Below are 23,682 nucleotides of genomic sequence, written 5' to 3'. Positions count from 1 at the left end.
TAGACTAGACCGCAGTACTGCGGGAGCCCGCGCGTGTGACATCGCCATTGGTGCCAGCACGAGCCCGGGCTGAGAGGGCCAGAGCCGACCGCTTCACCTGATCCGGGTCATGCCGGCGGAGGGAAGGAACTATGGAGAGCACGGGCTGTGTCCACTCGGACGTCGTCCCATCTGACGTCATCGTGGTCGGCGCCGGGGTCATCGGGCTGGGCATCGCGTGGGAGGCCGCGCGGACCGGGCGACGCGTCACGGTGGTGGATCCCGCCCCGGGTTCGGGCGCCAGCTACGCCGCGGCGGGCATGCTCGCCGCCGTGAGCGAGTACCACTACCAGGAGGAGGACCTCCTCGGCCTCATGCTGCGCTCGGCCGAGCTCTGGCCCTCCTTCGCGGAGGCCGCTGGCCCGGACTGGGGGTACCTGGGCACCCCCACGCTGTGCCTCGCTGCCGACGCCGCCGACCGCACCGCGTTCGCCGACCTCCGGGCCGCCCAGGAGGCGCACGGCCTCGCGGTCCGGCCCCTGACAGTCCGCGAGTCCCGCGCCGATGAGCCCCTGCTGGCGCCCGGGATCGCCGGTGCGTTCCGGATCGAGGCCGACCACCAGGTGGACCCGCGTCGGCTCGTCGCCGCCCTGCTCGCACGGCTCGTGGAGCGCTCCGGCGAGGGTGCAGTTGTCCGGGCCCGCGCGGCGAGTCTCCTGTGGGAGGGACCCGACGGTGGCGGGCGAGTGGCCGGCGGCGCTGTGCCTGACGGCGCTGTGCCTGACGGCGCTGGGCCTGACGGCGCTGGGCGAGTGGCCGGCGTCGTGCTCGATGACGGGCGCGAGCTGCGCGCCGAGGAGACGATCGTGGCCAACGGGCTCGGCGCGCGCGAGCTGGGCGGGCTGCCCGTCGTCCTGCCGCTGCGGCCTGTCTACGGCGACATCCTGCGGCTGCGGGTGCCCGAGCGCCTCCGGCCGCTCGTGACCGCCACCGTGCGCGGGCTCGTACGCGGCAGGCCCGTGTACATCGTCCCGCGCGAGGATGGGACCGTAGTGATCGGCGCAACCCAGCGCGAGGACGGCTCCGACGCCGTGTCCGCCGGCGGCGTCTACGAGCTGCTGCGCGACGCCCAGGCGCTCGTGCCGGCCGTGGCCGAGCTCGAGCTGTACGAGACCACGGCCCGCGCGCGCCCCGGCACCCCGGACAACGCCCCGCTCCTCGGGCGCGTGCGGACGCACGACGGCGAGGGGCCCGGCGCTGCGGGCACCGTACCCGGGCTCATCATCGCCACGGGATTCTTCCGGCATGGAGTGCTGCTCACCCCCGTTGCCGCCGAGGTGTGCGCGGGGCTCCTCGCGGGTCGCGCCGACCCCAGATGGGACGCGTTCCTGCCAGACCGATTCGCCCCCCGCCTCGCGGGGACCCCGGCCGCGCAGGCGGCCGCGACAGGAGGGAACTGATGCAGGCCACCGACCAGCTGACCGTCAACGGCGAGGCGCGGGCGCTCCCGCAGCCTGCCACGGTGCTCGCCCTCGTGGCGGCCACGACCGGCCGCGCGCTCGGTGACGACGGGAAGCCCGCGGACGGCGGGCGGCTCGGCGTCGCCGTCGCGCTCAACGCCGAGGTGGTGCCCCGCGGGAGTTGGGCATCGACCGCACTCGCGGCGGGAGACGCCGTCGAACTCGTCACAGCAATGCAGGGAGGCTGACCCTTGACGCAGACCGGAACACAGGCAATGCACACGAAGGGACCGGAGCTCGAGGCCGCGGATCCGTTCGTCGTGGACGGAGTCGCACTCGGCTCGCGGCTCATCATGGGCACGGGCGGTGCCCCGAGCCTCGACGGGCTCGGCGACGCGCTCGAGGCGTCCGGCACCGAGCTGACCACCGTGGCCATGCGGCGGTACTCCCCGGCGGAGCAGGGATCGCTGTTCAGCCTGCTCATTCAGAAGGGCATCCGCGTGCTGCCCAACACGGCAGGGTGCTTCACGGCGCGGGACGCGGTCCTCACCGCCGAACTCGCCCGCGAGGCCCTCGAGACCGATTGGGTCAAGCTCGAGGTCATCGCGGACGAGACGACGCTCCTCCCGGACGCGATCGAGCTCGCCGATGCGACGGAGCAGCTCACCAACCGCGGCTTCAAGGTGTTCGCGTACACGAACGACGACCCTGTCCTGGCCCGCCGCCTCGAGCAGCTCGGTGCCGTGGCGGTCATGCCGCTCGGCGCCCCCATCGGGACCGGGCTCGGCATCCTCAACCCGCACAACATCGAGCTCATCGTGGCTCGGGCCGGCGTGCCTGTGGTGCTCGACGCCGGCATTGGCACCGCCTCCGACGCGGCGCTCGCCATGGAGCTCGGGTGCGACGCCGTGCTGCTGGCCACCGCCGTGACCCGCGCGCAGGACCCGGTGCGGATGGCACGTGCGTTCCGGCACGCCGTCGTCGCCGGGCGGCTCGCGGCCCAGGCGGGTCGCATCCCGCGCCGCGAGCACGCCCTTGCCTCAAGCCCGATGGAGGGCCGCGCGCAGTTCCTGTGAGCTGGTCTCGCCAAGAGGGTCGGTGCCGTGGGATAGCCTGCCTTGGTGCGGTCCGTGGGGGGCCGCGGCAAGGGGGAGTCCTCATGGACGCAAAGTCGAGCGCCCGGTTGTCTGCACTCATGCGGTGGGCCGAGGCCGCGGGGGAGCTTGGGCACGATGTGCCCGGTGCCAACGACCTCGAACTCATCGCGGTTGCCAAGACGGCCGCCCATCCCGACGTCGATGCCGCAACAGTGGAACCGTGGGCCGAGACGATCGCGTGGATCATCGCCCAGGCGTCGATGGGAGTGGCCGACCCGTACGGCCAGCTGCCGGACGAACTGCGGAGACCGTCCACCGTCGATGCAGCGGAACCGGATCGGGAGTCGGTGCCAGCTCTCGTCGAGCCGGAAGCGCGGGCGGCACGGGCGCGAGGACGCCGCGCTGGGAGGACGCCGCTCGGCAGCAGGCTCTTGACGCGGTCCGCCGATTCGAAACGCCGCTCAAGGAGCTCCTCGAGCGGGACGCCAATGAGGGCGACACCCGCCTCCTCGTCACCGACATGCTCTGCGAAGGGCTCGGCTACGACAAGTTCGCCGACCTGACGACCGAGTACATGGTCAGGCAGGATTTTGCCGACTACGGTGTGCGGATCGACAAGCAGCTCGTGGCCTTCATCGAGGTGAAGCGGATCAGCCAGAAGCTCAATGAGCGGCACCTGAGGCAGATCCAGATGTACGCGGTCAACGAGGGCATCGAGTGGATGATCCTCACCAATGGCCGGCATTGGGAGGTCTACCACCTGACCGGCGGCCTGCCGGTCGTCATCGATCTCGTGTTCGTGGTCGACCTGCTTGGCCCGGAGCCGGCCGAGGAGAAGGCGGGCCTGCTGTACTACCTCCACCATGACTCACTGAAGCGGCGCCAGATCGAGAATGTCTGGAAGCACAGTGCGGCGACGTCGCCCGGCGTCGTCCTCGAGTCCCTGCTGTCCGACGGGGTACTGGATGTGCTCCGCCGGGACATCAAGCGCAAGACGGGAACCGGGACCGACCTCGATACTCTGCGGGAGGTGCTCCGGGGCGAGGTGATCAACCCGAAGGCCCTCAGCCGGTGGGACACCGGGAACTGAGCCGTATCTGGTTCCGCTGAGCGGACGGGCCTACGCTGAGGTCTATGGCACACGAGCCACTCACCGAGGAGCAGGTTCAGCGGGAGCTCGAGGGTCTGGAGGGGTGGACGGACGTGGGAGGGGCGCTCGCCACCGTCTACAGGCTGCCCAGCGCGGCCAAGGCGCTGGAGTTGATCGCCGCGGTCGGCGAGGTGGCCGAGGACCTCAACCACCATCCCGACCTCGACTGGCGCTACAACCGGGTCATCGTGCGGTTCAGCACCCACGAGTCGGACACCGCCATCACACTGCTGGACGTCGAGGCGGCCCACCGCTGTTCGCTGCGGGCCGCCGCGTTGGATGCCGTGGCGCAGCCTGAGAGGCTGCGGAACGCCTAGCCTCCCGTCTTCTTTGGCGCAATGGGGCTTCGCGCAATACGGGTCAGAAGATGGCGGTGAATCCGCCCCAGCCCTCGCCGATGCGCTCGGCGCTGCCAAGGCCCCCCGATCCGTCGCCGTAGTACGCCCAGAGGATGCCGCTCCCGTCCACCGCATAGATGTCGGCGTAGCCGTCGCGATTGAAGTCTCCGGCGCCGCCGATCGCCTTCATGGCGCCCCAGCCCTGGCCGATCACACGGCTGCCGCTCCACCCGCCGGAGCCGTTGCCACTGTAGAGCCACAGGTTCCCGGCGGCGTCCCGTCCGACCACGTCCCGACCGGGAGTGCCGTCCAGATTGCCGGGCGTGGTGAGTGCGGAGAGTGAGTTCCACCCGGTGCCGACGCGCTCGGGCTGGCCCGTCCAGCCGCCTGCCCCATTGCCGCGGTAGAGGTAGAGGTCTCCGCCGGGCTCGCGCGCCAAGACGTCGTTGACCCCATCGCCTGAGAAGTCTCCCACACCGAGGATCGCGTCGAAGCGGTTCCATCCCCAGCCGACGGCGCTAGGTGCGTCGAACCTATTGCTGCCGAGGCCCGGGTAGAGATAGAGCGTCCCATCGCCGGCGCGGGCGAGGAGATCGTTGGTACCGTCTCCGTTGAAGTCGCCGGGAGAGAGGATGATATCCATGGTGTTCCAGCCCGGACCGACCGTCTGCGGTGGCTCCCACCCGGTGTCCCGGGGATAGAGGAGCAGGGTCCCGTCTGCCGTCCGGGCCATGAGCTCGGCGGTCCCGCGTCCCGTGAACCCGCTGTTCCGAATCGACGCGCCCACGGGGGCAGTCGGCGCACTGGTGAGCTCCTGGCCCCAGCAGGAGAAATTGCCCTCCACGCTCAGGGTGAACTGGGCCCCCAGATCATCGAGAGTGAGGGGAAAGCGTCCCGACTGGTCGGGCGGGTAGACGACCTCGCCGTTCCTCTTCCATTGCGTCCTGAAGTCGGGCCCGGCCCCCTGGCCGCAGCCGCGGAACGAGGCGGGGTCAACGGACCCGACGAGCGAGGAACCGACGTTGGAGTCGCCCTTGATCACCGGCGGGTTCGGGGGGTCTGCTGCAGTCGCGGCGGGCGCTCCCTGCAACGCGGCAATGATTGCCGAGACGACGCCGGCAACGGCGGCGGCCCGTCGGAGGGGCCTGTGCGATGGTGGAGTATGCAATGACATGAATCAGATCCTTGGTCGTGTGATATGACAAAGTTAGTCGATTCTTGTCAACATGATACACGGAGTCCGCGGAGACGCACACAACAAGGCAGGGTCCCCGTGTACCCCACGGGAACCCTGCCTTGAGTCGCTCGATCGCCGTCGGGTGCGACCGCGGCGCGGTCAGGACACGATCGTGAACCCGCCCCAGCCCCAGCCGATCTCCTGGGAGCCGGCCCACCCGCCGGAGCCGTCGGGTTCATAGGCCCAGAGCGTTCCGGCGTTGTCGATGGCCCACAGATCCGGCACGCTGTCCGCAGTGAAGTCTCCTGCGCCGCCGATGCGCGACATCACGTCCCAGCCTTCGCCGACCTGCGTTCCCGTGCCGCGCCAGCCGCCATGCCCGTCCCCGGCGTACAGGAACAGGCCACCGTTCCGGTCGCGGGCGAGTACGTCCCGGGCCGGCCGGCCGTCGAAGTCACCGGTCACGGTGATGGCGTCGAAGCCTCCCCACCCCCACCCCACCTGGGAGGGCGTGCCCCAGCCGCCGTGGCCGTTCCCGGGGTAGAGGAACAGGCCACCGTTGCGGTCCCGGGCGAGGAGGTCATTGGTGCCGTCGCCGGTGAAGTCCCCGGCGGCGACGATCTGGTCGAAGGCGTTCCAGCCCCAGCCGATCGCCTTGCCCGCGCCGAGCCCGCCGTGGCCGTCGCCCGGATAGAGCCACAGCGTGCCGTCCGGAGTGCGCCCCATGACGTCGATGGCGCCGTCGCCGGTGAAGTCCCCGGGCGAGAACACGAGGTCGAAGGTGTTCCAGCCGGCGCCAATGGTGCGCGGCGTCTCCCAGCCGGCGGCGCTGCGCGGATACAGCATGAGGTCCCCGGAGGCCGTACGGGCCAGCAGCTCCGCCGTCCCGCGGGAGGTGAAGCCCACGTTCCGGTTCGCGTCAGCCACCGGGGAGGTCGGCGCGCTGCTGATCGTCATGGCCGCGCAGGGCGGGTTGGACGAGACGACCACCGTCAGGCTCGTGCCCCGGTCGGCCGTGGTGAGAGTGTACTTCGTCGGATCTGCCCCGGTGGGCACCGGGGCGCCGTCGCGCGTCCAATTGATCCGGTAGTCTGGGCCCGCCCCGGAGCCGCAGCCCTTGAACGTCGTGGGGTCGACGGTGACTGACAGCGTCGCTCCGACGGTGGCCTCGCCGCGGATCACTGGCGCGTTCGGGTAGTCGGCATGGGCCGCAGTGAAGGGCAGCGATGCCGCGCCCAAGGCGATGGCGGCGACGGTGGCCGCTCGGCGGAACTGGCGGGGCAGGGCAGTCATGGCACCATCCTCATCGGCACAGGGTCGTGGGCCCATTAGACCCACACTGTGACCATATAAGTCGAGGGTGTGTCACGGATCTTTACCACGCCGTGTCTCGTGCTACCGGTGCCGCAAGACCTCGGTGAGGGCAGCGACGTCGTGCTTTCCCCTCCGGCGGCCCACGACGGTGGGCACCGCCACCGCCGCCGCGATTCCCGCGGCCATGGGCAGCACCCAGGGCATCCACGTCAGGCCGGCGATGTAGCCGGTGCCCGCGAAGACGGCGACGACCCACACGAGGCACGCGAGGGCCACCGCGGCGCCGACGGGGAGCATGATCCCGTAGGCGTCATGGTGGTGGTCCAGCGCCCACGCGATGAAGCCCGCCGCCGCCACCACGAGGATGACGATGACGAGCGACCAGACGGTCTCCACGCCTCAGAGTGCGCCGAAGCCCACGCGGCGCTGCTCCTGCACGCCGAGCTCCACATAGCCGATCACACCGGCGGGCACGATCACCTGACGGCCCTTCTCATCCTCGAGCCGCAGCTCCTTGCCGCCGCCGATCGCCTCGGCGACAAGCTTGGCGACCTCTTCCGCATCCTGGGCGGATTCGAGGACGATCTCGCGGCCGATGTTCTGGATGCCGATCTTGATTTCCACGTGTAGCGCACTCCTTGGGTCGATGGCGTCTAGTAGTACCTTAGGCCTCTTTGGGGAACCGCGAGATTCCCTTCCACGCGAGACGTGAGACGAGGTCCGCCGCGACCTCGATCTCGAGCGAGGACGACTTCTCGAGCCAGTACCTGGCGCTGACCTGGGCCATGCCGGCCAGACCGCGCCCGAGCAGCTGCGCCTCGACCAGGGGGAGCTTGGTGTCCGAGGCGATGACTTCGGCGATGGCCTCCGAGAAGCCGCGGTTGAAGGTCTCGAGCCGAGAGGCGACGTCGGGATCGTTGACGAGGTCGGACTGGAAGACCAGGCGGTGCGCCTGGTCGTCGGCGGCGATGAAGTCGAAGTACGCGCGGATCACCGCATTGACGCGCTCGCGGTTGTCCTCGGTCGAGGCGAGGGCGGCCTTCATGAGGTCAGTGAGCGACCCGAGATGGCTGTCCAGCAAAGCGATGTACAGCTCCCGCTTCGACGGGAAGTGCTGGTACAGGACGGGCTTGCTGACCTGGGCGGCCTCGGCGATCTCGTCCATCGCGGCACCGTGGTAACCGTTCGCGGCGAAGACCTCGAGGGCGGCCGCGAGGAGCTGTGCCCGCCGCTCGTCGCGTGGGAGTCTGGGGGAGCGGGCCGTGGATGCCCGCGGTTCGGTGCTCACTGACGATGCCTTTCAGGGGGTCCGGGCCTGTGGAGCGTGGCCCAAACGGTAGTCCCACTCTACCCGTGAGTCACGGGTCCCCGGTCCGCGTGTCGCTTCCGCGCCGCTAGATTGGAGGTATGGCCGCATCGCAGACCCCCACGCTCCCGCCCCTCGTGGAGCCGGCGCCGGAGCTCACGCCAGAGGAAGTGCAGCGCTACTCGCGCCACGTCATCATCCCCGAAATCGGCGAGGTGGGGCAGCGGCGGCTCAAGAACGCCAAGGTCCTCGTGATGGGGGCCGGCGGGCTCGGCTCGCCCGCCCTCCTGTACCTCGCCGCCGCTGGGGTCGGCACGCTCGGCATTGTCGACGACGACTCCGTGGAACTGTCCAACCTCCAGCGGCAGGTCATCCACTCCGTCTCCGACGTGGGCCGCCCCAAGGCGGAGTCCGCCCGCGACGCGGTGCTGGGGATCAACCCGCATGTCGACGTCCGGCTGCACCCGGTGCACCTCGACTCCTCCAACGCCCTCGAGATCTTCTCCGGTTACGACCTGATCCTGGATGGCACGGACAACTTCGCCACCCGGTACCTCGTCAACGACGCGGCCGCGATCCTCGGCAAGCCCTACGTGTGGGGCTCGATCTTCCGGTTCGACGGCCAAGTCAGTGTCTTCTGGGAGAAGCACGGCCCCACGTACCGCGACGTGTTCCCGGAGCCGCCGCCCGCCGGATCGGTGCCCTCCTGCGGGGAGGGCGGCGTGTTCGGGATGCTCTGCGCGGCCATCGGCGCCTCGATGGTCACCGAGGCCGTCAAGCTCATCACGGGGGTCGGCACCACACTGCTGGGCCGCGTCCAGCTCTACGACGCCCTCACGGCCACCTGGCGGGAGATCCGCGTGGCCAAGGACCCCGACGCGGCGCCTGTCACGGAGCTTGCGGACTACGAGGCGTTCTGCGGGGTCGCCCCCGCGGCGTCGCCCGGCACGGACCGGGCCGTCACCGCGCCGCAGCTGGCCACGATGCTCGCCGCGCGTGACGCCGGGCTCAGCGACTTCGAGCTCATCGACGTGCGCGAGGCCGGCGAGGCCTCGATCGTCTCGATCCCGGGGGCCCGGCTCATCCCCCAAGGGCGCCTGCTCTCTGGCGAGGCCTGGGACGAGGTGCCCAGGGACCGGGAGGTCGTCTTCCACTGCAAGGGCGGGGTCCGCTCGGCGAACGTCCTCGCGGCCGCGCTCGAGGCGGGCTTCGCGAACGTCAAGCACCTCGACGGCGGCGTCCTCGCGTGGGTCCGCGAGGTGGAGCCGGACAAGCCGGTCTACTGACACTCGCGGTGGCCGGCCTCTCTAGAAGTCAGCTTCTGGGGGGTGGGCTCAGCGCACGACGGCGAGTGGTCGCCGTCGTGCGAGGTGACTCCTGAATGCGGGGAAGGGCGGTCAGCCGGCCCGGGTGTGGTCCGCGGGGCAGTCCTCGGCCTCGCCGGGGGAGGCAGGCGACACAGCAGCCGCCGTAGACGCAGCGTCGGGGGCGTCGCTCCCGCCGACCATGCCGGGGATGGCCACGCTGATCCCGTACAGGGCCTCGAGCGCGGCGAGGTACTCGGCCTCGCGCCCCTCGGCGGCGAGCTGCTTCGCCCGGACCGTGGGCGTGTGCAGGAGCTGCTTGACCATGCGCCGCATTGCGAACTCGACTTCCTCGGCGGCGGCGGTGCAGCCGTGGCGGGCACGGACCTTCTCGATCTCCGAGTCGAGCACGGACATGGTGTGCCGGCGCAGGGCCACGATCGCGGCGTCCGCCTGACGGGCCTGGCGCTCGGCCTCGAAGTCGGCGGCGGCCGCGGACACGATCGCGCTGGCCTGGGCCAGCGACTCCGCCTGCTCCTCGGGTGCGGCGAGCCGCACCGACTCGAGAGTGATGAGCTCCACGTGGTCGAGGGTGCCGACCGCGGGATCGAAGTCGTGCGTGAGGGCCATGTCGATGACGATGAGCTGCTGCGGGGAGTCCTCGCGGATCGCGGCCAGCTCGACTGCCTCCATCGCGTTGTCGGAGCCGCTGCAGCCGATGAGGACATCTGCTTCCGCGATGGCACCGGGGAGCTGCCGGGCCGTGATCGGGTGGGCGCCGCGCGCGGCGGCGAACTCCTGGGCGCGGCCAGAGGCGGAGTACACCCCGACGTCGGTGACGCCGCGCTCCCTGAGGAGCGCGATCGTGGCGCCCGCATAGGCGCCCGTGCCGAACAGGACGGCGCGCTTGCCGGCCCACTCCCGCTCCTCGGCGAGGTCCTCGGCGAGATCGAGTGCAACGGAGACGATCGAGAGCCCGCGGCTGCCGAGCGCGGTCTGGGCGCCGACCTCCTTGGCCGTCTTCGAGGCCGTCTGGAACAGCCGGACCAGCGAGGGGCTCGCGGTCCCGTGCTCCTGGGCGGAGATGAGGGCGCGGCGTACCTGGCCCGCGATCTCGCGCTCGCCGACCACGGCGGAGTCGAGCCCGGAGCTGACGGCGAAGAGGTGGCGCGTGACATCCCGGCCGTGGGCCACGGCGAAGGCGCCTGACACCGTTTCCTCCGCCAGGCCACTGCGGGCGCTGATCTCCGAGACGAGCGCTGAGCGGGCCGCGTCGACCTCGTCGGCGCTCGGGGCCTCGCCATAGATCTCGTAGCGGTTGCACGTGGCCAGCACCACTGCGCCCTCGAGGGCGGGGGAAGCGATGGCGCTCGCGGCCACGGTGGAGGCACCGGTGCTCAATTGGGCAACGGTCTCAAGGTCAATGTCGGCGTGAGTCGCCGTGAGGGAGAAAACAACCACAGCCCTGCCATCATAGCTTTTCGCTCCCCCGTAGAAAACGCGGATCGCCGGGGCCACGGTATGACAGGCTGTCGCCAAGGCGCCCGGGGCCGTTTGAGAGAATCGGGCCATGACACTCAGCGCAGACCACCCGCTCAAGGACGGACGGACGGCGCAGTCGCCGCTCATCACGGCATACCGCGGGGGCCGGCCGAGCCGGAAGCCCGTGTGGTTCATGCGTCAGGCCGGGCGCTCGCTGCCCGAGTACCGCAAGGCCCGCGAGGGCATCGGCATGCTCGAATCCTGCCTGCGTCCCGACCTCGCCGCGGAGATCACGCTTCAGCCCGTGCGTCGGCATGACGTGGACGCGGGCATCTTCTTCTCCGACATCGTCATCCCCCTCAAGCTCGCCGGCGTTGACGTGGACATCGTCCCCGGCGTCGGGCCCGTTCTGGGCACCCCCGTGCGCACCGAAGCGGACGTCGCTGCCCTCCCGCGCCTCACCGACGCGGCGCTCGAGCCGATCCGCGAGGCCGTGCGGCTCACCGTCGCGGAGCTGGGCACGACGCCGCTCATCGGCTTCGCGGGCGCGCCGTTCACGGTCGCCGCGTACATGGTGGAGGGCCGGCCGTCCCGCGACCACCTGGGCCCGCGGACCATGATGCACGGTGACCCCGGCACGTGGGCCGCGCTCATGGCCTGGACCGCGGAGGCCTCCGGCGCGTTCCTGCGCGCGCAGATCGAGGCCGGCGCCTCTGCGGGGCAGCTGTTCGACTCGTGGGCCGGCTCGCTGGGCCTCGAGGACTACCGGCGCCACGTGGCCCCGTACTCGTCCCAGGCGCTCGACCACGTCCGCGACCTCGGCGCACCCCTCATCCACTTCGGCACCGGCACCTCCGAGCTGCTCGGCGCGATGTACGAGGTGGGGGTCGATGCCGTCGGCGTCGACTACCGTCTCCCGCTGCACGAGGCGAACCGCCGGCTCGGCGGCCGCGTGGTCCTTCAGGGCAACATCGACCCGGCGCTCCTGGCGGCGCCGTGGAACGTGCTCGAGGCCCACGTGCGCGAGGTGGTGCGCGGCGGCGCCGCGGCACCCGGCCACGTGATCAACCTCGGCCACGGCGTCCCGCCCGAGACGGACCCCGAGGTCCTCACTCGAGTCGTCGAGCTCGTCCACTCGATCACGTACTGATGGGAATGGACGACGCGTCGCGGCGCCCCCGGGCGCTCGTGGTGGGCGGCGGAATCTCCGGTCTCGTCGCCGCGCTCGAGCTGCGCCGCGCCGGGCTGGACGTGACCGTGCTCGAGGCCGATCGCCGCTGGGGCGGCTGCATCGGCGAGCACGAGGTGGCAGGCCTGCGGCTCGACAGCGGCGCTGAGTCCTTCGCGACGCGCACCGACGCGGTGCGGACCCTCGTGGAAGAGATAGGCCTCGCGGAGGACGTTGTGGCCCCCCACCCCTCCGGCGCATGGGTGATCCTCCCGGACGGCCCGGCCGAGCTGCCCAAGACCGGCGTCCTCGGCATCCCGGCCAACCCCTGGGATGCCGAGGTCCGCGCGGCGCTGGGCCTGTGGGGCTCGCTGCGCGCTTCGGCGGACCGATGGCTTCCCGCGCGCGAGCCGCGCGGAACGGAGAGTGTGGCCGATCTCGTGCGGGCGCGGATGGGCCGCCGCGTCCTCGACCGGCTCGTCGCCCCCGTGGTCGGCGGCGTGCACTCCGCGGATCCCGCGCTGCTCGACGCCGACATGGTGGCCCCGGGGCTGCGCCGGCTCATGGCCGAGAAGGGCTCGCTCGCGGCCGCGGTGGCAGCGCAGCGCGGGGCCGCACGCGGGCGGAAGGCGGGCTCGGCGGTCGCCGGCATCCGGGGCGGCCTCAACCGCATCGTCGCAGCGCTCGTCGAGCGGCTTGAGGCCGACGGCGTGCGGCTCGTCCTGGGCGAACGCGTCGAGCGGCTCGAGCGTGCCACCGGCGCCGACGGCTCGACGCTGTGGCGGGTGGGCGCCGTGGTGCCTTCCGAGGGCTCGGAGGAGGAGGCGCTCCTGGGGCCCGAGGACACGTACGAGGCCGACGTGGTGGTGGTCGCCCTGGGCGGTCCGGCCGCCGTCGAGCTCCTCTCCGACGCCGTCCCGGCCCTCGCGGGGCACGAGCCCGTCCCCGGTCCGGAGGTCAAGCTCGTCACCCTGGTGCTCGACTGCCCCGCGCTCGACGCGCGGCCCCGGGGCACGGGCGTCCTCGTGGCTCCCCAGGTACCGGGGGTGGAGGCCAAAGCGCTCACGCACGCGACCGCGAAGTGGGCCTGGCTTGCCGACGAGGCGGGTGCGGGGACCCACGTGGTGCGGCTCTCGTACGGCCGGGCCGGAGACAGGGTCCCCGGCGTGGCCGGTGTCGGGCGGGGGCCCGAGACGGACAACGAGCTGTTCGCCGCCGCGGTCAGGGACGCCTCGACCCTCCTGGGCGTGGCGCTGACGCCGGAGGATGTCACAGGCTGGGACGTGGTCAGGTGGCAGGGGGCGCTGCCGTTCGCCACGGTCGGGCACCGGGAGAGGGTCGCCGCGATCAGGGCGCTCGTCGGCGCTCAGCCGGGACTCGCCGTCGTGGGCGGCTGGGCCGCGGGGAACGGGCTCGCGGCGGTCATCCCGGACGCCAGAAGCCAGGCAATCGCGCTCGCGGGGTCCCTCGAGCGGGGACTGCCCTCGTGATATTAGTCACTTCGACACCCTGTAGAACATCCGAATTAGATTTGCCGCCGCTTAAAGGAGCACACTGGTCATCATGAGCCACACTTCCGTCGAATCTGTCACCAAAACCGCCGACGGCGGCGAGGCCGCCGAGACGCAGTACTTCACCCTCTGGACCGTGTTCTGCCGCGTCCCCGGCGCCCCTGCCCCCGCGGACAGCACGGTGTCCGAGTTCGAGGCCCTCGTCGCCCGGCTCGCAGAGGCTGGAGTCACGCTGCGTGGCGCCTATGACGTGTCTGCAATGCGCGCCGACGCAGACATCATGGTCTGGCTGCACGGCCCACAGCCCGAGGCCCTCCAGCAGGCCGTGCGCGACATCCGCCGCTCCGGGCTGTTCGCCGAGACCGAGATCGCATGGTCCGCGATGGGCGTGCACCGCGAGGCCGAGTTCGCCAAGAACCACACCCCGGCGTTCTCCCGCGGCGTCGAGCCCAGCACGTGGCTCACCGTCTACCCGTTCGTCCGCTCCTACGAGTGGTACCTCCTGCCCGCCGAGGAGCGCTCCCGCATGCTCCGCGACCACGGCATGCTCGGCCGCGACTTCCCGCAGGTCCTCTCCAACACCGTCTCGGCGTTCGCGCTCGGGGACTGGGAGTGGATCCTCGCCCTGGAGGCCCCCCAGCTGACGGACCTCGTCGACATGATGCGCCACCTCCGCTACACCGACGCCCGCAACCACGTGCGCGAAGAGGTGCCCTTCTACACCGGACGCCGCATCTCGGCCGCCGAGATCGCCGAGGTGCTCGCGTGAGTGCCGCGAACGCGCCGTCGCCGGAGGCGTTGGAGGGGACCGCGACGGAGGGGGCTGCGGCCCAGGTGACGGTCGACGGCGCTGTGGCGCCCCTGGCGGTCAGCCTCGCCCCGAACCCGGTCACGGACGCAGGGCGCGCCGAGCCGGCCGAGTACGACGCGATCCTGCTCGCGTCCTTCGGCGGTCCGGAGGGCCAGGACGACGTCATCCCGTTCCTGCGCAACGTGACGCGCGGCCGCGGCATCCCGGACGAGCGCCTCGAGGCCGTGAGCCACCACTACCGCGCGTTCGGCGGCGTGAGCCCCATCAACGCGCAGAACCGTGCGCTCAAGGCGGCGCTCGAGGCCGAGCTGGCCGCACGCGGCATCGACCTGCCCCTCTACTGGGGCAACCGCAACTGGGACCCGTTCATCCCGCAGACCCTGCAGGAGATGTACGACGCGGGGCACCGCAAGGTGCTCATGCTCACCACGAGCGTGTACTCGTGCTACTCGAGCTGCCGGCAGTACCGCGAGGACATCGGCCTCGCCCTCACCGAGACCGGCCTCGCCGGGCGCCTGCGTGTGGACAAGGTCCGCCAGTACTTCGATCACCCGGGCTTCGTGGCGCCGTTCGTCGAGGGCACGGCCGCGGGCCTCGCCGAGGTCCGCGAGGCGCTCGGCGCCGTGGACGGGTCCCGCGACTCCGAGATCCGGGTCCTCTTCGCGACCCACTCGATCCCCACGCGCGACGCCGAGGCGGCCGGCCGCTCGGAGGGCGAGGTACGCGAGTTCGAGGGCGGCTCGGCATACGTGGCGCAGCACCTCGCGAACGCGCGGGCCGTCATGGCGGCCGTGACCGGCTCTGCCGACGGCGCAGTGAAGTGGGACCTCGTGTACCAGTCTCGCTCCGGCGCCCCGCATGTCCCGTGGCTCGAGCCGGACATCAACGATCACCTCGAGGCGATCGCCGGCGAGGGCGGGGACGGCGTCAACGGCGTTGTCATCGTCCCGCTGGGCTTCGTGTCGGACCACATGGAGGTGGTCTGGGACCTCGACACCGAGGCCCTCGACAAGTGCAAGGAGCTCGGAGTCGCGGCGGTGCGCGTGCCGACCCCGGGCGTCCACCGCGACTTCGTGGCCGGCCTCGTGGACCTCATCCGCGAACGCACCGCCCAGGGCGCCGTCGCCGGCCGCCCGCACGTGACCGACCTCGGACCGTGGTACGACGTGTGCCGCCCGGGCTGCTGCGCGAACTTCCGCGGGGCCAAGCCGGTCATTGCGGAAGCGGGCGTCGAGCTCGGCACGGCCCACGACGCCTACCCTGCCGGGGCCGGCGAGGCCTGAGCATGTCCGTTCGTATCGGAACGCGCGGGAGCGCGCTCGCCCTGACCCAGTCCCAGCAGACCGCCGAGCTGCTCGCCGGCGTCGGCGGCTTCACGACTGAGCTCGTCCGGATCAAGACCGAGGGGGACGTCAAGACCGGCTCGCTCGCCTCCCTCGGCGGCACCGGCGTGTTCGTCGCCGCCCTGCGCGAGGCGCTCCTCGCGGACCGGTGCGACGTGGCCATCCACTCCCTCAAGGACCTGCCGACCGCAGGTGAACCTGGGCTGTCCATCGCGGCGATCCCGGTCCGCGCCGACTTCCGGGACGTGCTGTGCGCGCGGGACGGGCTCACGCTCGCCCAGCTGCCCGCGGGCTCGAAGGTCGGCACGGGTTCGCCGCGCCGGGCCGCGCAGCTGCGTGCGTTGCGGCCCGACCTCGAAGTCCTCGACATCCGCGGCAACGTCGACACCCGCCTCGGCCGCGTGCCGGGCCTGCCCGGCAACGCGCCGGAGGCTCCGGGAGACCTGGACGCGGTGGTGCTCGCCGCCGCCGGCCTGACCCGCCTCGGCCGGACCGACGTGGTGAGCGAGTACTTCGAGCCGGACGTCATGCTGCCCGCTCCCGGCCAGGGCGCCCTCGCGGTCGAGTGCCGGCTCGAGGACGCGCCGGAGCGGCCGGCCCACGGGGGCGCGGCCGGCGGGCCAGCCGCGGACGGAGGCGTGCTCGCCCACGCCCTCGCGGCGATAGACGACGCCGACACCCGCCTCGCCGTGACCGCCGAGCGGGCCCTCCTCGCCCGCCTCGAGGCAGGCTGCGCGGCGCCCGTCGGCGCGTTCGCCCGGCGCAAGGGCAGCATGCTGCACCTCGACGCGATCGTCTGCGCGGTGGACGGGACGAAGTCCCTCCGCCTGAACAAGGCCACCGACGGGCTCACCGAGGTCGGCGCGACCCTCCTCGGAATCGAGCTGGCTGAGGAACTGCTCGCCCAGGGTGCCGGTGACCTTGCTGATCTCGGCGCCTCATGAGCGCGAGCGGTGAGGGGTCACATCCCGGTGTTGACGGGTCACCCCTTGCGGGTGTGCGGGTCCTGCTGACCCGCACACCCGACCGGGCGGGGGCGATGGCGCGGGCGCTCGCGGAAGCAGGCGGCGAGCCGCTGCTGCTGCCGCTCATCGACTTCGAGCGCGCCCACGACCAGGAGGCGCTCGCCGCGGCCCTCGGCCGGCTCGCCGCCGGGGAGTACGGGTGGCTCGTCATCTCGAGCATCACGACGGTCCGTGCGCTCAAGGAGGTCGCGGCGGCCCGCGGCGTCGGGCTCCCGGGCCTCGTGCCGCCGGGCGTCCGGATCGCGACCATCGGCCCGAGTTCCCGCAGGGTCATCGAGGCCGAGGGCCTGCGCGTGGACCTCGCACCGGAGGGCAAGCAGTCCGCCGAGGGGCTCGTCGAGCTGTGGGCGATGGCGGACGACGGGGGCGCCGCCGGCGGCGACGGCGCCGGCATCACCCGCGTGCTCATCCCGCAGAGCGACCTCGCTGCCCCGACGCTCGCCGAGGGCCTCGACGCCCGCGGCTGGGCCGTGGACACGGTCACCGCCTACCGCACGGTCGACTACCCCGCGGACCCGTCCCTGCGCCTCGTGGAGGGCCTCGCGGTCGGCGAGCCGGCCGGGCAGGAGGCGCCCGCCGTCGTGCTCACCCCGGACGAGGCGAGCCGCGAGCTCGCCGCAGGGAGGCTCGACGCCGTCGTGGCCGCCTCCCCGAGTGCGGCGCGCCGCATCCACGCCGTCCTGCGCCCCCTCGAGGCGACCCGGCTCATTGCGATCGGCGAGCCGACCGCCGCCGAGCTGGAGCGGCTCGGCATCCCCGCCGCGGCCACCGCGGCGAGGCCCACCCCGGAAGGCATCGTAGATGCCGTGGCCCGCGCCGTCGCCCACTCACCTGCCGCACAGAAGGAGACGCCATGAGCTTCCCCACCCACCGTCCCCGCCGCCTGCGGCAGACCCCGGCGATTCGCCGCATGGTCGCCGAGACGCGACTGCACCCCGCCGAGCTCATCCTGCCCGCGTTCGTCCGGGAGGGGCTCACCGAGCCGCAGCCTATCCAGGCGATGCCCGGCGTCGTGCAGCACACGCTGGACACGCTCCGGCGCGCGGCGTCCGAGGCGGCCGAGCTGGGCCTCGGCGGCATCATGCTGTTCGGCGTGCCCGAGGAGCGGGACGCCGAGGGGACCGCGGGCCTGGACCCGGACGGAATCCTCAACGCCGGCATCCGCGCCGTTCGGGAGGAAGTCGGGGACTCGCTCGTGGTGATGAGCGACGTGTGCCTCGACGAGTTCACCGACCACGGCCACTGCGGTGTCCTGGACGCGGACGGCCGCGTGGACAACGACGCGACCCTCGAGATCTACGGCCAGATGGCCGTAGCGCAGGCCGAGGCCGGTGCGCACGTGCTCGGGCCGAGCGGCATGATGGACGGTCAGGTCGCCGTGATCCGCCAGGCGCTCGACGCCGCGGGCCGTCAGGACGTCGCGGTCCTCGCCTACGCTGCGAAGTACGCCTCCGCCTTCTACGGCCCGTTCCGTGAGGCCGTCGACTCCCAGCTGCAGGGCGACCGCCGCACGTACCAGATGGACGCCGCGAACCGGCGCGAGGCGCTGCTCGAGGTCGAGCTGGACCTCGAGGAGGGCGCGGACATGGTCATGGTCAAGCCGGCCATGAGCTACCTCGACATCCTCGCCGACGTCGCCGCGATGAGCCCCGTCCCGGTGGCCGCCTACCAGATCTCGGGGGAGTACTCGATGATCGAGGCCGCCGCGGCGAATGGCTGGATCGACCGGAAGTCGTCCATCCTCGAGTCGGTGCTCGGCATCCGCCGGGCCGGGGCGAGCATGGTGCTCACGTACTGGGCTGCGGAGATTGCGCGCTGGCTCCGCGAGGACTGAGCGCGGGAATGATCCGGGGGAGACGGCGGTTTGAATGCATATGCATGGAACGACTGACCCGGCGCCCCCCGTCCTCCTCGGCCTGAACACCTTCGGCGACGTCGGCCTCGGCGACGACGGCGAGCCGAAGCCGCACGCGCAGGTGATCCGCGAGCTCGTCGACGAGGCAGTCCTCGCCGACCAGGTGGGGCTCCACTCGTTCGACGTCGGCGAGCACCACCGCAAGGACTTCGCGGTCTCCGCCCCCGAGGTCGTGCTTGCGGCGATCGCCTCCCGGACCGAGAACCTCCGACTCGGCTCGGCCGTCACGGTGCTCTCCTCCGACGACCCCGTCCGCGTCTTCCAGCGCTTCGCGACCCTCGACGCCCTCTCGAACGGCCGCGCCGAGGTGATCCTCGGTCGCGGTTCCTTCATCGAGTCGTTCCCGCTCTTCGGCTTCGACCTCGAGGACTACGAGACGCTCTTCGAGGAGAAGCTCGAGCTCTTTGACCGCGTCCGCTCGCAGAGGCCGGTCCACTGGGAGGGCCGCCACCGGGGCCCGATCAGCGGGCTCACCGCCTACCCCCACCTCGAGGGCGGCCTGCTGCCCACATGGATCGGCGTGGGCGGAACGCCCCAGTCGGTGGTCCGCGCGGCACAGTACGGCTATCCGGTCATGTTCGCGATCATCGGCGGCGAGCCCGCGCGCTTCGCCCCCTACGTCGAGCTCTACAAGCGCTCGCTTGAGAAGTTCAACCGCCCTTACACGGAGCTCGGCACCCACTCGCCCGGCCATGTCGCCGAGACCGACGAACAGGCCAAGGAGGAACTGTTTCCGCATTGGCTCGCGTCGAGGAACAAGATCGGCGCCGAGCGCGGCTGGGGCCCGGGCAGCCGGACCGAGTTCAATGCCCTCGCCTCCCGCGGCGGTGCCATCTACGTCGGCTCGCCCGAGACCGTGGCCCGGAAGATCGCGGACACCCACCGGGCCCTCGGCACCGAGCGCTTCGACCTCAAGTACTCGAACGGCACCCTCCCGCACGCGGCCATGATGAAGAGCATCGAGCTCTACGGGACCAAGGTCGCCCCCCTCGTGGCAGACATGCTCGCGTAGGCGGCCGCACACGCCCTCACCTCGTGCGCCTGATGAGCACGACGGCGCGCCCCGGCCCGCGCGGGGTGCGCGGCCGCCGTCGTGCGTCGCCGCAAGGGTCGGCACGCCGACGTTTCCAGGCCGGCCCGTAGGGGAGAATGGAGGGCATGACCACCTCCGAGGACCTCTTCGCCCGTGCCCGCTCGCTCATGCCCGGAGGGGTGAACTCGCCCGTGCGCGCGTTCGGCTCCGTGGGCGGGACGCCCCGCTTCCTCGTCTCCGCCAAGGGACCGCACGTCACCGACGCCGACGGGCGCGAGTACGTGGACCTCGTGTGCTCGTGGGGCCCGGCGCTGCTGGGCCACGCCGTCCCCGAGGTCCTGGCGGCAGTGCATGCAGCGGTGGACCGGGGCCTGTCCTTCGGCGCCTCGACTCCTGACGAGGCCGCGCTCGCGGAGCTGGTGATCGGGCGCGTGCCCGCGGCCGAGCGCATCCGCATGGTCTCCACCGGCACAGAGGCGACGATGACGGCGATCCGGCTCGCGCGCGGGTTCACGCGGCGCGACCTCGTGGTCAAGTTCGCCGGCTGCTACCACGGGCACGTGGACGGGCTGCTCGCGGCGGCCGGCTCGGGCGTCGCGACGCTCGCCCTTCCCGGGTCCGCGGGCGTCACGGCCGCGACGGCCGCGGAGACGCTCGTCCTGCCGTACAACGACCTTGACGCCGTGGAGGCCGCGTTCGCCGAGCACGGCCACCGGATCGCGGCCGTCATCACGGAGGCCGCGCCGGCCAACATGGGCGTGGTGACCCCGGGGGAGGGCTTCAACGAGGGCCTGCGCCGCGTTACCGCCGAGCACGGCGCGCTGCTGATCATGGACGAGGTCCTCACCGGCTTCCGCGTTGGCCCCGGTGGCTACTGGGGGCTCACGGGTCAGCGCGAGGGCTGGGCCCCGGACCTGTTCACGTTCGGCAAGGTGATCGGCGGCGGCATGCCCGTCGCCGCCCTCGGCGGCCGCGCCGAGATCATGGACTACCTCGCCCCGCTCGGGCCCGTCTACCAGGCCGGCACGCTCTCCGGGAACCCGGTGGCGATGGCGGCGGGCGTCGCGACGCTCTCGCTCGCGACCGACGCGGTGTACGCGCACATCGACGCCCGGTCGGCCGAGCTGTCCGCGGCGCTGTCGGCGGCGCTCGCGGCCGAGGGCGTGGACCACTCGATCCAGCGGGCCGGGAACCTGTTCTCCGTCGCGTTCGGCACGTCCAAGCATGGGGTGCGGGACTACGCCGATGCCCAGGCGCAGGAGGCGTTCCGCTACGGTCCGTTCTTCCACTCGATGCTGGACTCCGGCGTGTACCTGCCGCCGAGCGTCTTCGAGGCCTGGTTCCTCTCCGCGGCCCACGACGACGCCGCCATGAACCGCGTGGTCGACGCCCTTCCGGCGGCCGCCAGGGCCGCCGCGGCGGCCCTCCCGGGGGCGTAAAGGTTCTTGGGCGCTAGGCGATCCAGCCGCCCGCGAGGGCCACGGCCTGCTCCGCGAGCAGCGCCCCGCCGATGACGAGCATCAGGACGCCGCTCACGAGCGTCACGGTTTGGGCACGCCGCGGCCTGGCGGCAAGGAGCCGGCGCGCGCCCACGGCGACGAGGCTGTAGACCACCACGGTGAACCCCAGATGGGTGAGCCCCATGGCCGTCGTCTGCGCGACCACAGGCAGCGGGGACTCGGGACGGATGAACTGCGGCATGACGGCCGCGAAGAGCAGGAGGGCCTTCGGGTTGATCCCGCTCGTGCCGAGGCCGAGGAGGAAGTCGCGCACCGCGCCCCGAGGGCGCACGGCGGCGTCGAGCGGCTCGCCGGACGGCAGGGAGGCTGCTGGCGCGGCGGTGAAGCCGGCGGCCCGCCAGCCGCGCGCCGTCGTGAACCCGAGCCACAGCAGGTACAGCGCGCCCGCCACGGAGAGCCATGCGACGAGGTCCGGCCGAGCGGCGAGCAGCATCCCGAGCCCTGCCGCGACGAGGGCCGTGTGCACCACGTAGCCCGCGCACAGCCCCGCGACCGAGGGCGCCGGCGAGCCCGGGCGGAGGCCCGCGGCGATCGTGTACGCCCAGTCGGCGCCGGGGGTGAGCGCCAGAGTCAGGGAGATGGCGGCGAAGCCGAACAGCGGGGTCAGGTCCATGCCGCAAGAGTACGGAGATTCCCGCGCGAAGTGCTCACCTATTCCTCGCTCGGAACGGTTGGCAGAGATATATTATGACGGTGATCGACGCAATCGATAGAAGTATTTTGCGTGAGCTCCAGCGCGACGGGCGCATGACGGCCACCGCACTCGCCTCAGAGGTGGGCCTCACCGTGGCGCCGTGCCACCGCCGGCTCAAGGAGCTCGAATCAAGCGGGGTGATCCGGGGCTACCGTGCCGAGGTCGATCCGGCGAAGGTCGGCCTGGGGTTCGGAGCCATGGTGTTCGTGACCCTTCGCGAGACCTCGACCGACGCGATCCGTGCCTTCGAGGACGCCGTGGTCGCGGAGCCGCAGATCATCGAGGGCTACCGGCTGTTCGGAGACCCGGACTTCCTCCTGCGCTGTGTCGCAGAGGACCTCCCTGGCTACCAGCGCCTCTATGACCAGCACCTCGCGGCGCTCCCGGGCGTCGCGAAGCTCACCTCGACGATCGTGATGCGGGACCTCAAGGGCGCTGGCGGCCTGCCGCTCTAGGGATGCGAAACGGGCGACGTCGGCACTCGCGGTGAGTGCCGGCGTCGCCCGTCGCTGCGCTCGGCGAGCGTCAGAGGACGTCGCTGAGGAAGCGCTTGAGCCGGTCCGTCTGCGGGTCGTCGAACAGCTGCGCCGGGGCACCCGACTCGACCACGACGCCGCCGTCCATGAAGGACACCGAGTCCGAGACGTTGCGGGAGAAGCCCATCTCGTGGGTCACGACGACCATGGTCATCCCGCCCGTCGCGAGGTCCGCCATGAGGGCGAGGATGCCCTTGACGAGCTCGGGGTCGAGGGCGGACGTGGCCTCGTCGAAGAACATCACCTCGGGCTCCATGGCGAGGGCACGTGCGATCGCGACGCGCTGCTGCTGGCCGCCCGAGAGCGTGGCAGGCCGGACGTCGGCCTTGTGCTTGAGCCCGACGAGGTCCAGCTGCTTGAGGGCCTCATCGCGCGCCTGATCCCTGGACATCCTGCGGAGCTTGCGCAGCGCGAAGGCCACGTTGTCGCCGACCGTCTTGTGCGGGAACAGGTTGAACTGCTGGAAGACCATGCCAATGCGGCGACGCAGCTCGTCGGGATTGTCCTTGAGGACGGACTTGCCGTCGAGGAGGATGTCCCCGGCTTGGGGCTCGATCAGCCGGTTCATCACCCGCAGGAGCGTGGATTTGCCGGATCCCGAAGGCCCGATGACAGACGCCGTGGTCCCCGAGGGGACCTTGAGGTCGATGCCCCGCAGCACCCGGTTGCTCCCGAACGCGAGGTGGATGCCCCTGGCCTCGAGAGAACCGGAGGAGAACTGGCTCGTCATTCCGCTCCCTTTCCGACGACTGCCGCCGCCTCGTCCGGTTCCGCCTTCTCGGCGCGGCTCTGGGCACGGCCGGTGCGCAGCCGCGCGTCGATCCAGTTCACGAGGTGCGTGAGCGGGATCGTCATGGCCAGGTAGAAGATCGCTGCCGCGACGTAGCCCGAAAGGTTGCCCGTGCGGGCGGCCTCGTCCTGTCCGATCTGGAACAGCTCGCGCTCGCTCGAGAGCAGCCCGAGCGTGAAGACGAGCGAGGAGTCCTTGATGAGCGCGATGAACTGGTTCACGAGGGCCGGCAACACTCGGCGCACCCCCTGCGGCACCACGATCAGGCGCATCGACGGCCCATAGCCGAAGCCCAGCGCGCGCGCCGCCTCGAGCTGGCCCTTCTCGACGCTCTGGATGCCCGAGCGGAAGATCTCGCCGATGTACGCGGCCGAGATGAGCGAGAGCGCCGCGATCCCCAGCGGGTACGGGCTGGTGACACCGGTGAGCTCACGCACGATCGGCCCGAACCCCAGCCCGATGGCCAGGATGGTGAGGATCGCCGGGAGTCCGCGGAACACGTCCGTGTACACCCGGGCGATCCACCGCGCCACCGGATTGCGAGCGATGCCCATGAGCGCGAGCAGCATGCCGAGCACCGTGCCGATGACGCCGGAGGCGAGCGCGAGCACGAGCGTGTTCGGCAGGCCGACCGTGAACAGCTGCGGCAGGACCTCGCCGATCACCTTCCAGTTGAAGAAGGTCTCACCGAGTTTCGTCAGGTAATCCATGTGGCCCCTGTCTGTCGAC

Annotated in this window: 25 protein-coding genes and 1 riboswitch; of the genes, 16 read left to right on the top strand and 9 right to left on the bottom strand. The window is 71.7% G+C overall.

The window, feature by feature from the left end:
• Positions 1-9 precede the first annotated feature (9 nt).
• A riboswitch (TPP riboswitch) is annotated at positions 10-141 on the top strand.
• The 5 genes from SCMU_RS13445 (at position 132) to SCMU_RS13425 (ending at position 4,003) form a co-directional block, all read left to right on the top strand.
• The gene (locus SCMU_RS13445) at positions 132-1,439 is read left to right on the top strand and encodes an FAD-dependent oxidoreductase (RefSeq protein ID WP_229229635.1); all 1,308 of its coding nucleotides are present in this window, start codon (positions 132-134) and stop codon (positions 1,437-1,439) included. (Overlaps the previous riboswitch by 10 nt.)
• Complete coding sequence (thiS, locus tag SCMU_RS13440; protein ID WP_229229634.1) at positions 1,439-1,687, top strand: sulfur carrier protein ThiS; 249 nt, start codon at positions 1,439-1,441, stop codon at positions 1,685-1,687. Before SCMU_RS13445 ends, thiS begins: the two co-directional genes overlap by 1 nt.
• A 27-nt stretch (positions 1,688-1,714) precedes the next feature.
• Positions 1,715-2,515 carry a thiazole synthase gene (locus tag SCMU_RS13435; protein ID WP_274602969.1) on the top strand — a complete coding sequence of 267 codons (801 nt, stop codon included), beginning with the start codon at positions 1,715-1,717 and terminating at the stop codon, positions 2,513-2,515.
• 259 nt (positions 2,516-2,774) lie between these two features.
• On the top strand, positions 2,775-3,626 hold the full coding sequence (locus tag SCMU_RS13430) for a type I restriction enzyme HsdR N-terminal domain-containing protein (protein WP_229229633.1): 852 nt from the start codon (positions 2,775-2,777) through the stop codon (positions 3,624-3,626).
• A gap of 44 nt (positions 3,627-3,670) precedes the next feature.
• Positions 3,671-4,003: a 4a-hydroxytetrahydrobiopterin dehydratase gene (locus SCMU_RS13425; protein WP_229229632.1), complete on the top strand. Its 333-nt coding sequence runs from the start codon at positions 3,671-3,673 to the stop codon at positions 4,001-4,003.
• 43 nt (positions 4,004-4,046) lie between these two features.
• On the opposite strand, the gene SCMU_RS13420 is transcribed toward SCMU_RS13425, so the two are convergent.
• The 5 genes from SCMU_RS13420 to SCMU_RS13400 form a co-directional block, all read right to left on the bottom strand.
• Positions 4,047-5,198: an FG-GAP repeat domain-containing protein gene (locus SCMU_RS13420; protein ID WP_229229631.1), complete on the bottom strand. Its 1,152-nt coding sequence runs from the start codon at positions 5,196-5,198 to the stop codon at positions 4,047-4,049.
• A 162-nt stretch (positions 5,199-5,360) separates the two neighbouring features.
• On the bottom strand, positions 5,361-6,494 hold the full coding sequence (locus tag SCMU_RS13415) for an FG-GAP repeat domain-containing protein (RefSeq protein ID WP_229229630.1): 1,134 nt from the start codon (positions 6,492-6,494) through the stop codon (positions 5,361-5,363).
• 102 nt (positions 6,495-6,596) lie between these two features.
• Complete coding sequence (locus tag SCMU_RS13410; protein WP_229229629.1) at positions 6,597-6,911, bottom strand: hypothetical protein; 315 nt, start codon at positions 6,909-6,911, stop codon at positions 6,597-6,599.
• A 3-nt stretch (positions 6,912-6,914) separates the two neighbouring features.
• Complete coding sequence (locus SCMU_RS13405; protein WP_229229628.1) at positions 6,915-7,139, bottom strand: DUF3107 domain-containing protein; 225 nt, start codon at positions 7,137-7,139, stop codon at positions 6,915-6,917.
• A gap of 40 nt (positions 7,140-7,179) precedes the next feature.
• Complete coding sequence (locus tag SCMU_RS13400; RefSeq protein ID WP_229229627.1) at positions 7,180-7,803, bottom strand: TetR/AcrR family transcriptional regulator; 624 nt, start codon at positions 7,801-7,803, stop codon at positions 7,180-7,182.
• A 119-nt stretch (positions 7,804-7,922) separates the two neighbouring features.
• Between SCMU_RS13400 and moeB the strand changes: the two genes are divergently transcribed.
• On the top strand, positions 7,923-9,107 hold the full coding sequence (gene moeB, locus SCMU_RS13395; protein WP_229229626.1) for a molybdopterin-synthase adenylyltransferase MoeB: 1,185 nt from the start codon (positions 7,923-7,925) through the stop codon (positions 9,105-9,107).
• A gap of 111 nt (positions 9,108-9,218) precedes the next feature.
• Here moeB and SCMU_RS13390 read toward each other — a convergent pair whose 3' ends face one another.
• Positions 9,219-10,586 (bottom strand): glutamyl-tRNA reductase, encoded by a 1,368-nt coding sequence (locus tag SCMU_RS13390; protein WP_443020147.1) that lies wholly within the window; start codon positions 10,584-10,586, stop codon positions 9,219-9,221.
• 109 nt (positions 10,587-10,695) lie between these two features.
• Between SCMU_RS13390 and hemE the strand changes: the two genes are divergently transcribed.
• From hemE to hemL, 9 genes are all read left to right on the top strand, one after another.
• On the top strand, positions 10,696-11,757 hold the full coding sequence (gene hemE, locus SCMU_RS13385; protein WP_229229624.1) for a uroporphyrinogen decarboxylase: 1,062 nt from the start codon (positions 10,696-10,698) through the stop codon (positions 11,755-11,757).
• Positions 11,758-11,762: 5 nt separating this feature from the next.
• The gene (gene hemG / locus SCMU_RS13380) at positions 11,763-13,265 is read left to right on the top strand and encodes a protoporphyrinogen oxidase (protein WP_229229623.1); all 1,503 of its coding nucleotides are present in this window, start codon (positions 11,763-11,765) and stop codon (positions 13,263-13,265) included.
• Between the two features lie 73 nt (positions 13,266-13,338).
• Positions 13,339-14,055: a hydrogen peroxide-dependent heme synthase gene (gene hemQ / locus SCMU_RS13375; protein WP_229229622.1), complete on the top strand. Its 717-nt coding sequence runs from the start codon at positions 13,339-13,341 to the stop codon at positions 14,053-14,055.
• Between the two features lie 83 nt (positions 14,056-14,138).
• Positions 14,139-15,380 (top strand): ferrochelatase, encoded by a 1,242-nt coding sequence (locus SCMU_RS13370; protein ID WP_443020322.1) that lies wholly within the window; start codon positions 14,139-14,141, stop codon positions 15,378-15,380.
• 2 nt (positions 15,381-15,382) lie between these two features.
• Entirely contained in the window at positions 15,383-16,384 is a 1,002-nt protein-coding gene (gene hemC, locus SCMU_RS13365) for a hydroxymethylbilane synthase (RefSeq protein WP_229229620.1), read from the top strand.
• A 53-nt stretch (positions 16,385-16,437) separates the two neighbouring features.
• Entirely contained in the window at positions 16,438-17,322 is an 885-nt protein-coding gene (locus tag SCMU_RS13360) for a uroporphyrinogen-III synthase (RefSeq protein WP_229229619.1), read from the top strand.
• Positions 17,319-18,299, top strand: coding sequence for a porphobilinogen synthase (gene hemB, locus SCMU_RS13355; protein ID WP_229229618.1), 981 nt, complete (start codon positions 17,319-17,321; stop codon positions 18,297-18,299). Before SCMU_RS13360 ends, hemB begins: the two co-directional genes overlap by 4 nt.
• Positions 18,300-18,339: 40 nt before the next feature.
• Positions 18,340-19,392: an LLM class flavin-dependent oxidoreductase gene (locus tag SCMU_RS13350; protein ID WP_229229617.1), complete on the top strand. Its 1,053-nt coding sequence runs from the start codon at positions 18,340-18,342 to the stop codon at positions 19,390-19,392.
• A 146-nt stretch (positions 19,393-19,538) separates the two neighbouring features.
• Positions 19,539-20,852 (top strand): glutamate-1-semialdehyde 2,1-aminomutase, encoded by a 1,314-nt coding sequence (hemL, locus tag SCMU_RS13345; RefSeq protein WP_229229616.1) that lies wholly within the window; start codon positions 19,539-19,541, stop codon positions 20,850-20,852.
• A 13-nt stretch (positions 20,853-20,865) separates the two neighbouring features.
• On the opposite strand, the gene SCMU_RS13340 is transcribed toward hemL, so the two are convergent.
• Positions 20,866-21,546 (bottom strand): LysE family translocator, encoded by a 681-nt coding sequence (locus tag SCMU_RS13340; protein ID WP_229229615.1) that lies wholly within the window; start codon positions 21,544-21,546, stop codon positions 20,866-20,868.
• 80 nt (positions 21,547-21,626) lie between these two features.
• Here SCMU_RS13340 and SCMU_RS13335 point away from each other — a divergent pair, with 80 nt between their 5' ends.
• Positions 21,627-22,082, top strand: a complete 456-nt coding sequence (locus SCMU_RS13335; RefSeq protein ID WP_443020321.1) for an Lrp/AsnC family transcriptional regulator — start codon at positions 21,627-21,629, stop codon at positions 22,080-22,082.
• Between the two features lie 70 nt (positions 22,083-22,152).
• Here SCMU_RS13335 and SCMU_RS13330 read toward each other — a convergent pair whose 3' ends face one another.
• Together SCMU_RS13330 and SCMU_RS21185 are read right to left on the bottom strand one after the other, a co-directional pair.
• Positions 22,153-22,893 (bottom strand): amino acid ABC transporter ATP-binding protein, encoded by a 741-nt coding sequence (locus SCMU_RS13330; protein WP_229229614.1) that lies wholly within the window; start codon positions 22,891-22,893, stop codon positions 22,153-22,155.
• Positions 22,890-23,663 carry an amino acid ABC transporter permease gene (locus SCMU_RS21185; RefSeq protein WP_229229613.1) on the bottom strand — a complete coding sequence of 258 codons (774 nt, stop codon included), beginning with the start codon at positions 23,661-23,663 and terminating at the stop codon, positions 22,890-22,892. The genes SCMU_RS13330 and SCMU_RS21185 overlap by 4 nt, the downstream gene beginning before the upstream one ends.
• Positions 23,664-23,682: the final 19 nt, after the last annotated feature.

Origin of the sequence: Sinomonas cyclohexanicum (genome assembly GCF_020886775.1) — a bacterium.
GTDB lineage: Bacteria > Actinomycetota > Actinomycetes > Actinomycetales > Micrococcaceae > Sinomonas > Sinomonas cyclohexanicum.
Note: the sequence above shows the minus strand (reverse complement) of the source record. Positions and strands in the feature narration are given on the sequence as shown.

Bases quoted from the DNA above. Each gene is read 5' to 3' on its own strand.
- SCMU_RS13445 (WP_229229635.1), top strand. From the start codon at position 132: ATGGAGAGCACGGGCTGTGTCCACTCGGACGTCGTCCCATCTGACGTC.
- thiS (WP_229229634.1), top strand. From the start codon at position 1,439: ATGCAGGCCACCGACCAGCTGACCGTCAACGGCGAGGCGCGGGCGCTC.
- SCMU_RS13435 (WP_274602969.1), top strand. From the start codon at position 1,715: ATGCACACGAAGGGACCGGAGCTCGAGGCCGCGGATCCGTTCGTCGTG.
- SCMU_RS13425 (WP_229229632.1), top strand. From the start codon at position 3,671: ATGGCACACGAGCCACTCACCGAGGAGCAGGTTCAGCGGGAGCTCGAG.
- SCMU_RS13420 (WP_229229631.1), bottom strand. From the start codon at position 5,198: ATGTCATTGCATACTCCACCATCGCACAGGCCCCTCCGACGGGCCGCC.
- SCMU_RS13415 (WP_229229630.1), bottom strand. From the start codon at position 6,494: ATGACTGCCCTGCCCCGCCAGTTCCGCCGAGCGGCCACCGTCGCCGCC.
- moeB (WP_229229626.1), top strand. From the start codon at position 7,923: ATGGCCGCATCGCAGACCCCCACGCTCCCGCCCCTCGTGGAGCCGGCG.
- hemE (WP_229229624.1), top strand. From the start codon at position 10,696: ATGACACTCAGCGCAGACCACCCGCTCAAGGACGGACGGACGGCGCAG.
- hemG (WP_229229623.1), top strand. From the start codon at position 11,763: ATGGACGACGCGTCGCGGCGCCCCCGGGCGCTCGTGGTGGGCGGCGGA.
- hemQ (WP_229229622.1), top strand. From the start codon at position 13,339: ATGAGCCACACTTCCGTCGAATCTGTCACCAAAACCGCCGACGGCGGC.
- hemC (WP_229229620.1), top strand. From the start codon at position 15,383: ATGTCCGTTCGTATCGGAACGCGCGGGAGCGCGCTCGCCCTGACCCAG.
- hemB (WP_229229618.1), top strand. From the start codon at position 17,319: ATGAGCTTCCCCACCCACCGTCCCCGCCGCCTGCGGCAGACCCCGGCG.
- SCMU_RS13350 (WP_229229617.1), top strand. From the start codon at position 18,340: ATGCATGGAACGACTGACCCGGCGCCCCCCGTCCTCCTCGGCCTGAAC.
- hemL (WP_229229616.1), top strand. From the start codon at position 19,539: ATGACCACCTCCGAGGACCTCTTCGCCCGTGCCCGCTCGCTCATGCCC.
- SCMU_RS13340 (WP_229229615.1), bottom strand. From the start codon at position 21,546: ATGGACCTGACCCCGCTGTTCGGCTTCGCCGCCATCTCCCTGACTCTG.
- SCMU_RS13330 (WP_229229614.1), bottom strand. From the start codon at position 22,893: ATGACGAGCCAGTTCTCCTCCGGTTCTCTCGAGGCCAGGGGCATCCAC.
- SCMU_RS21185 (WP_229229613.1), bottom strand. From the start codon at position 23,663: ATGGATTACCTGACGAAACTCGGTGAGACCTTCTTCAACTGGAAGGTG.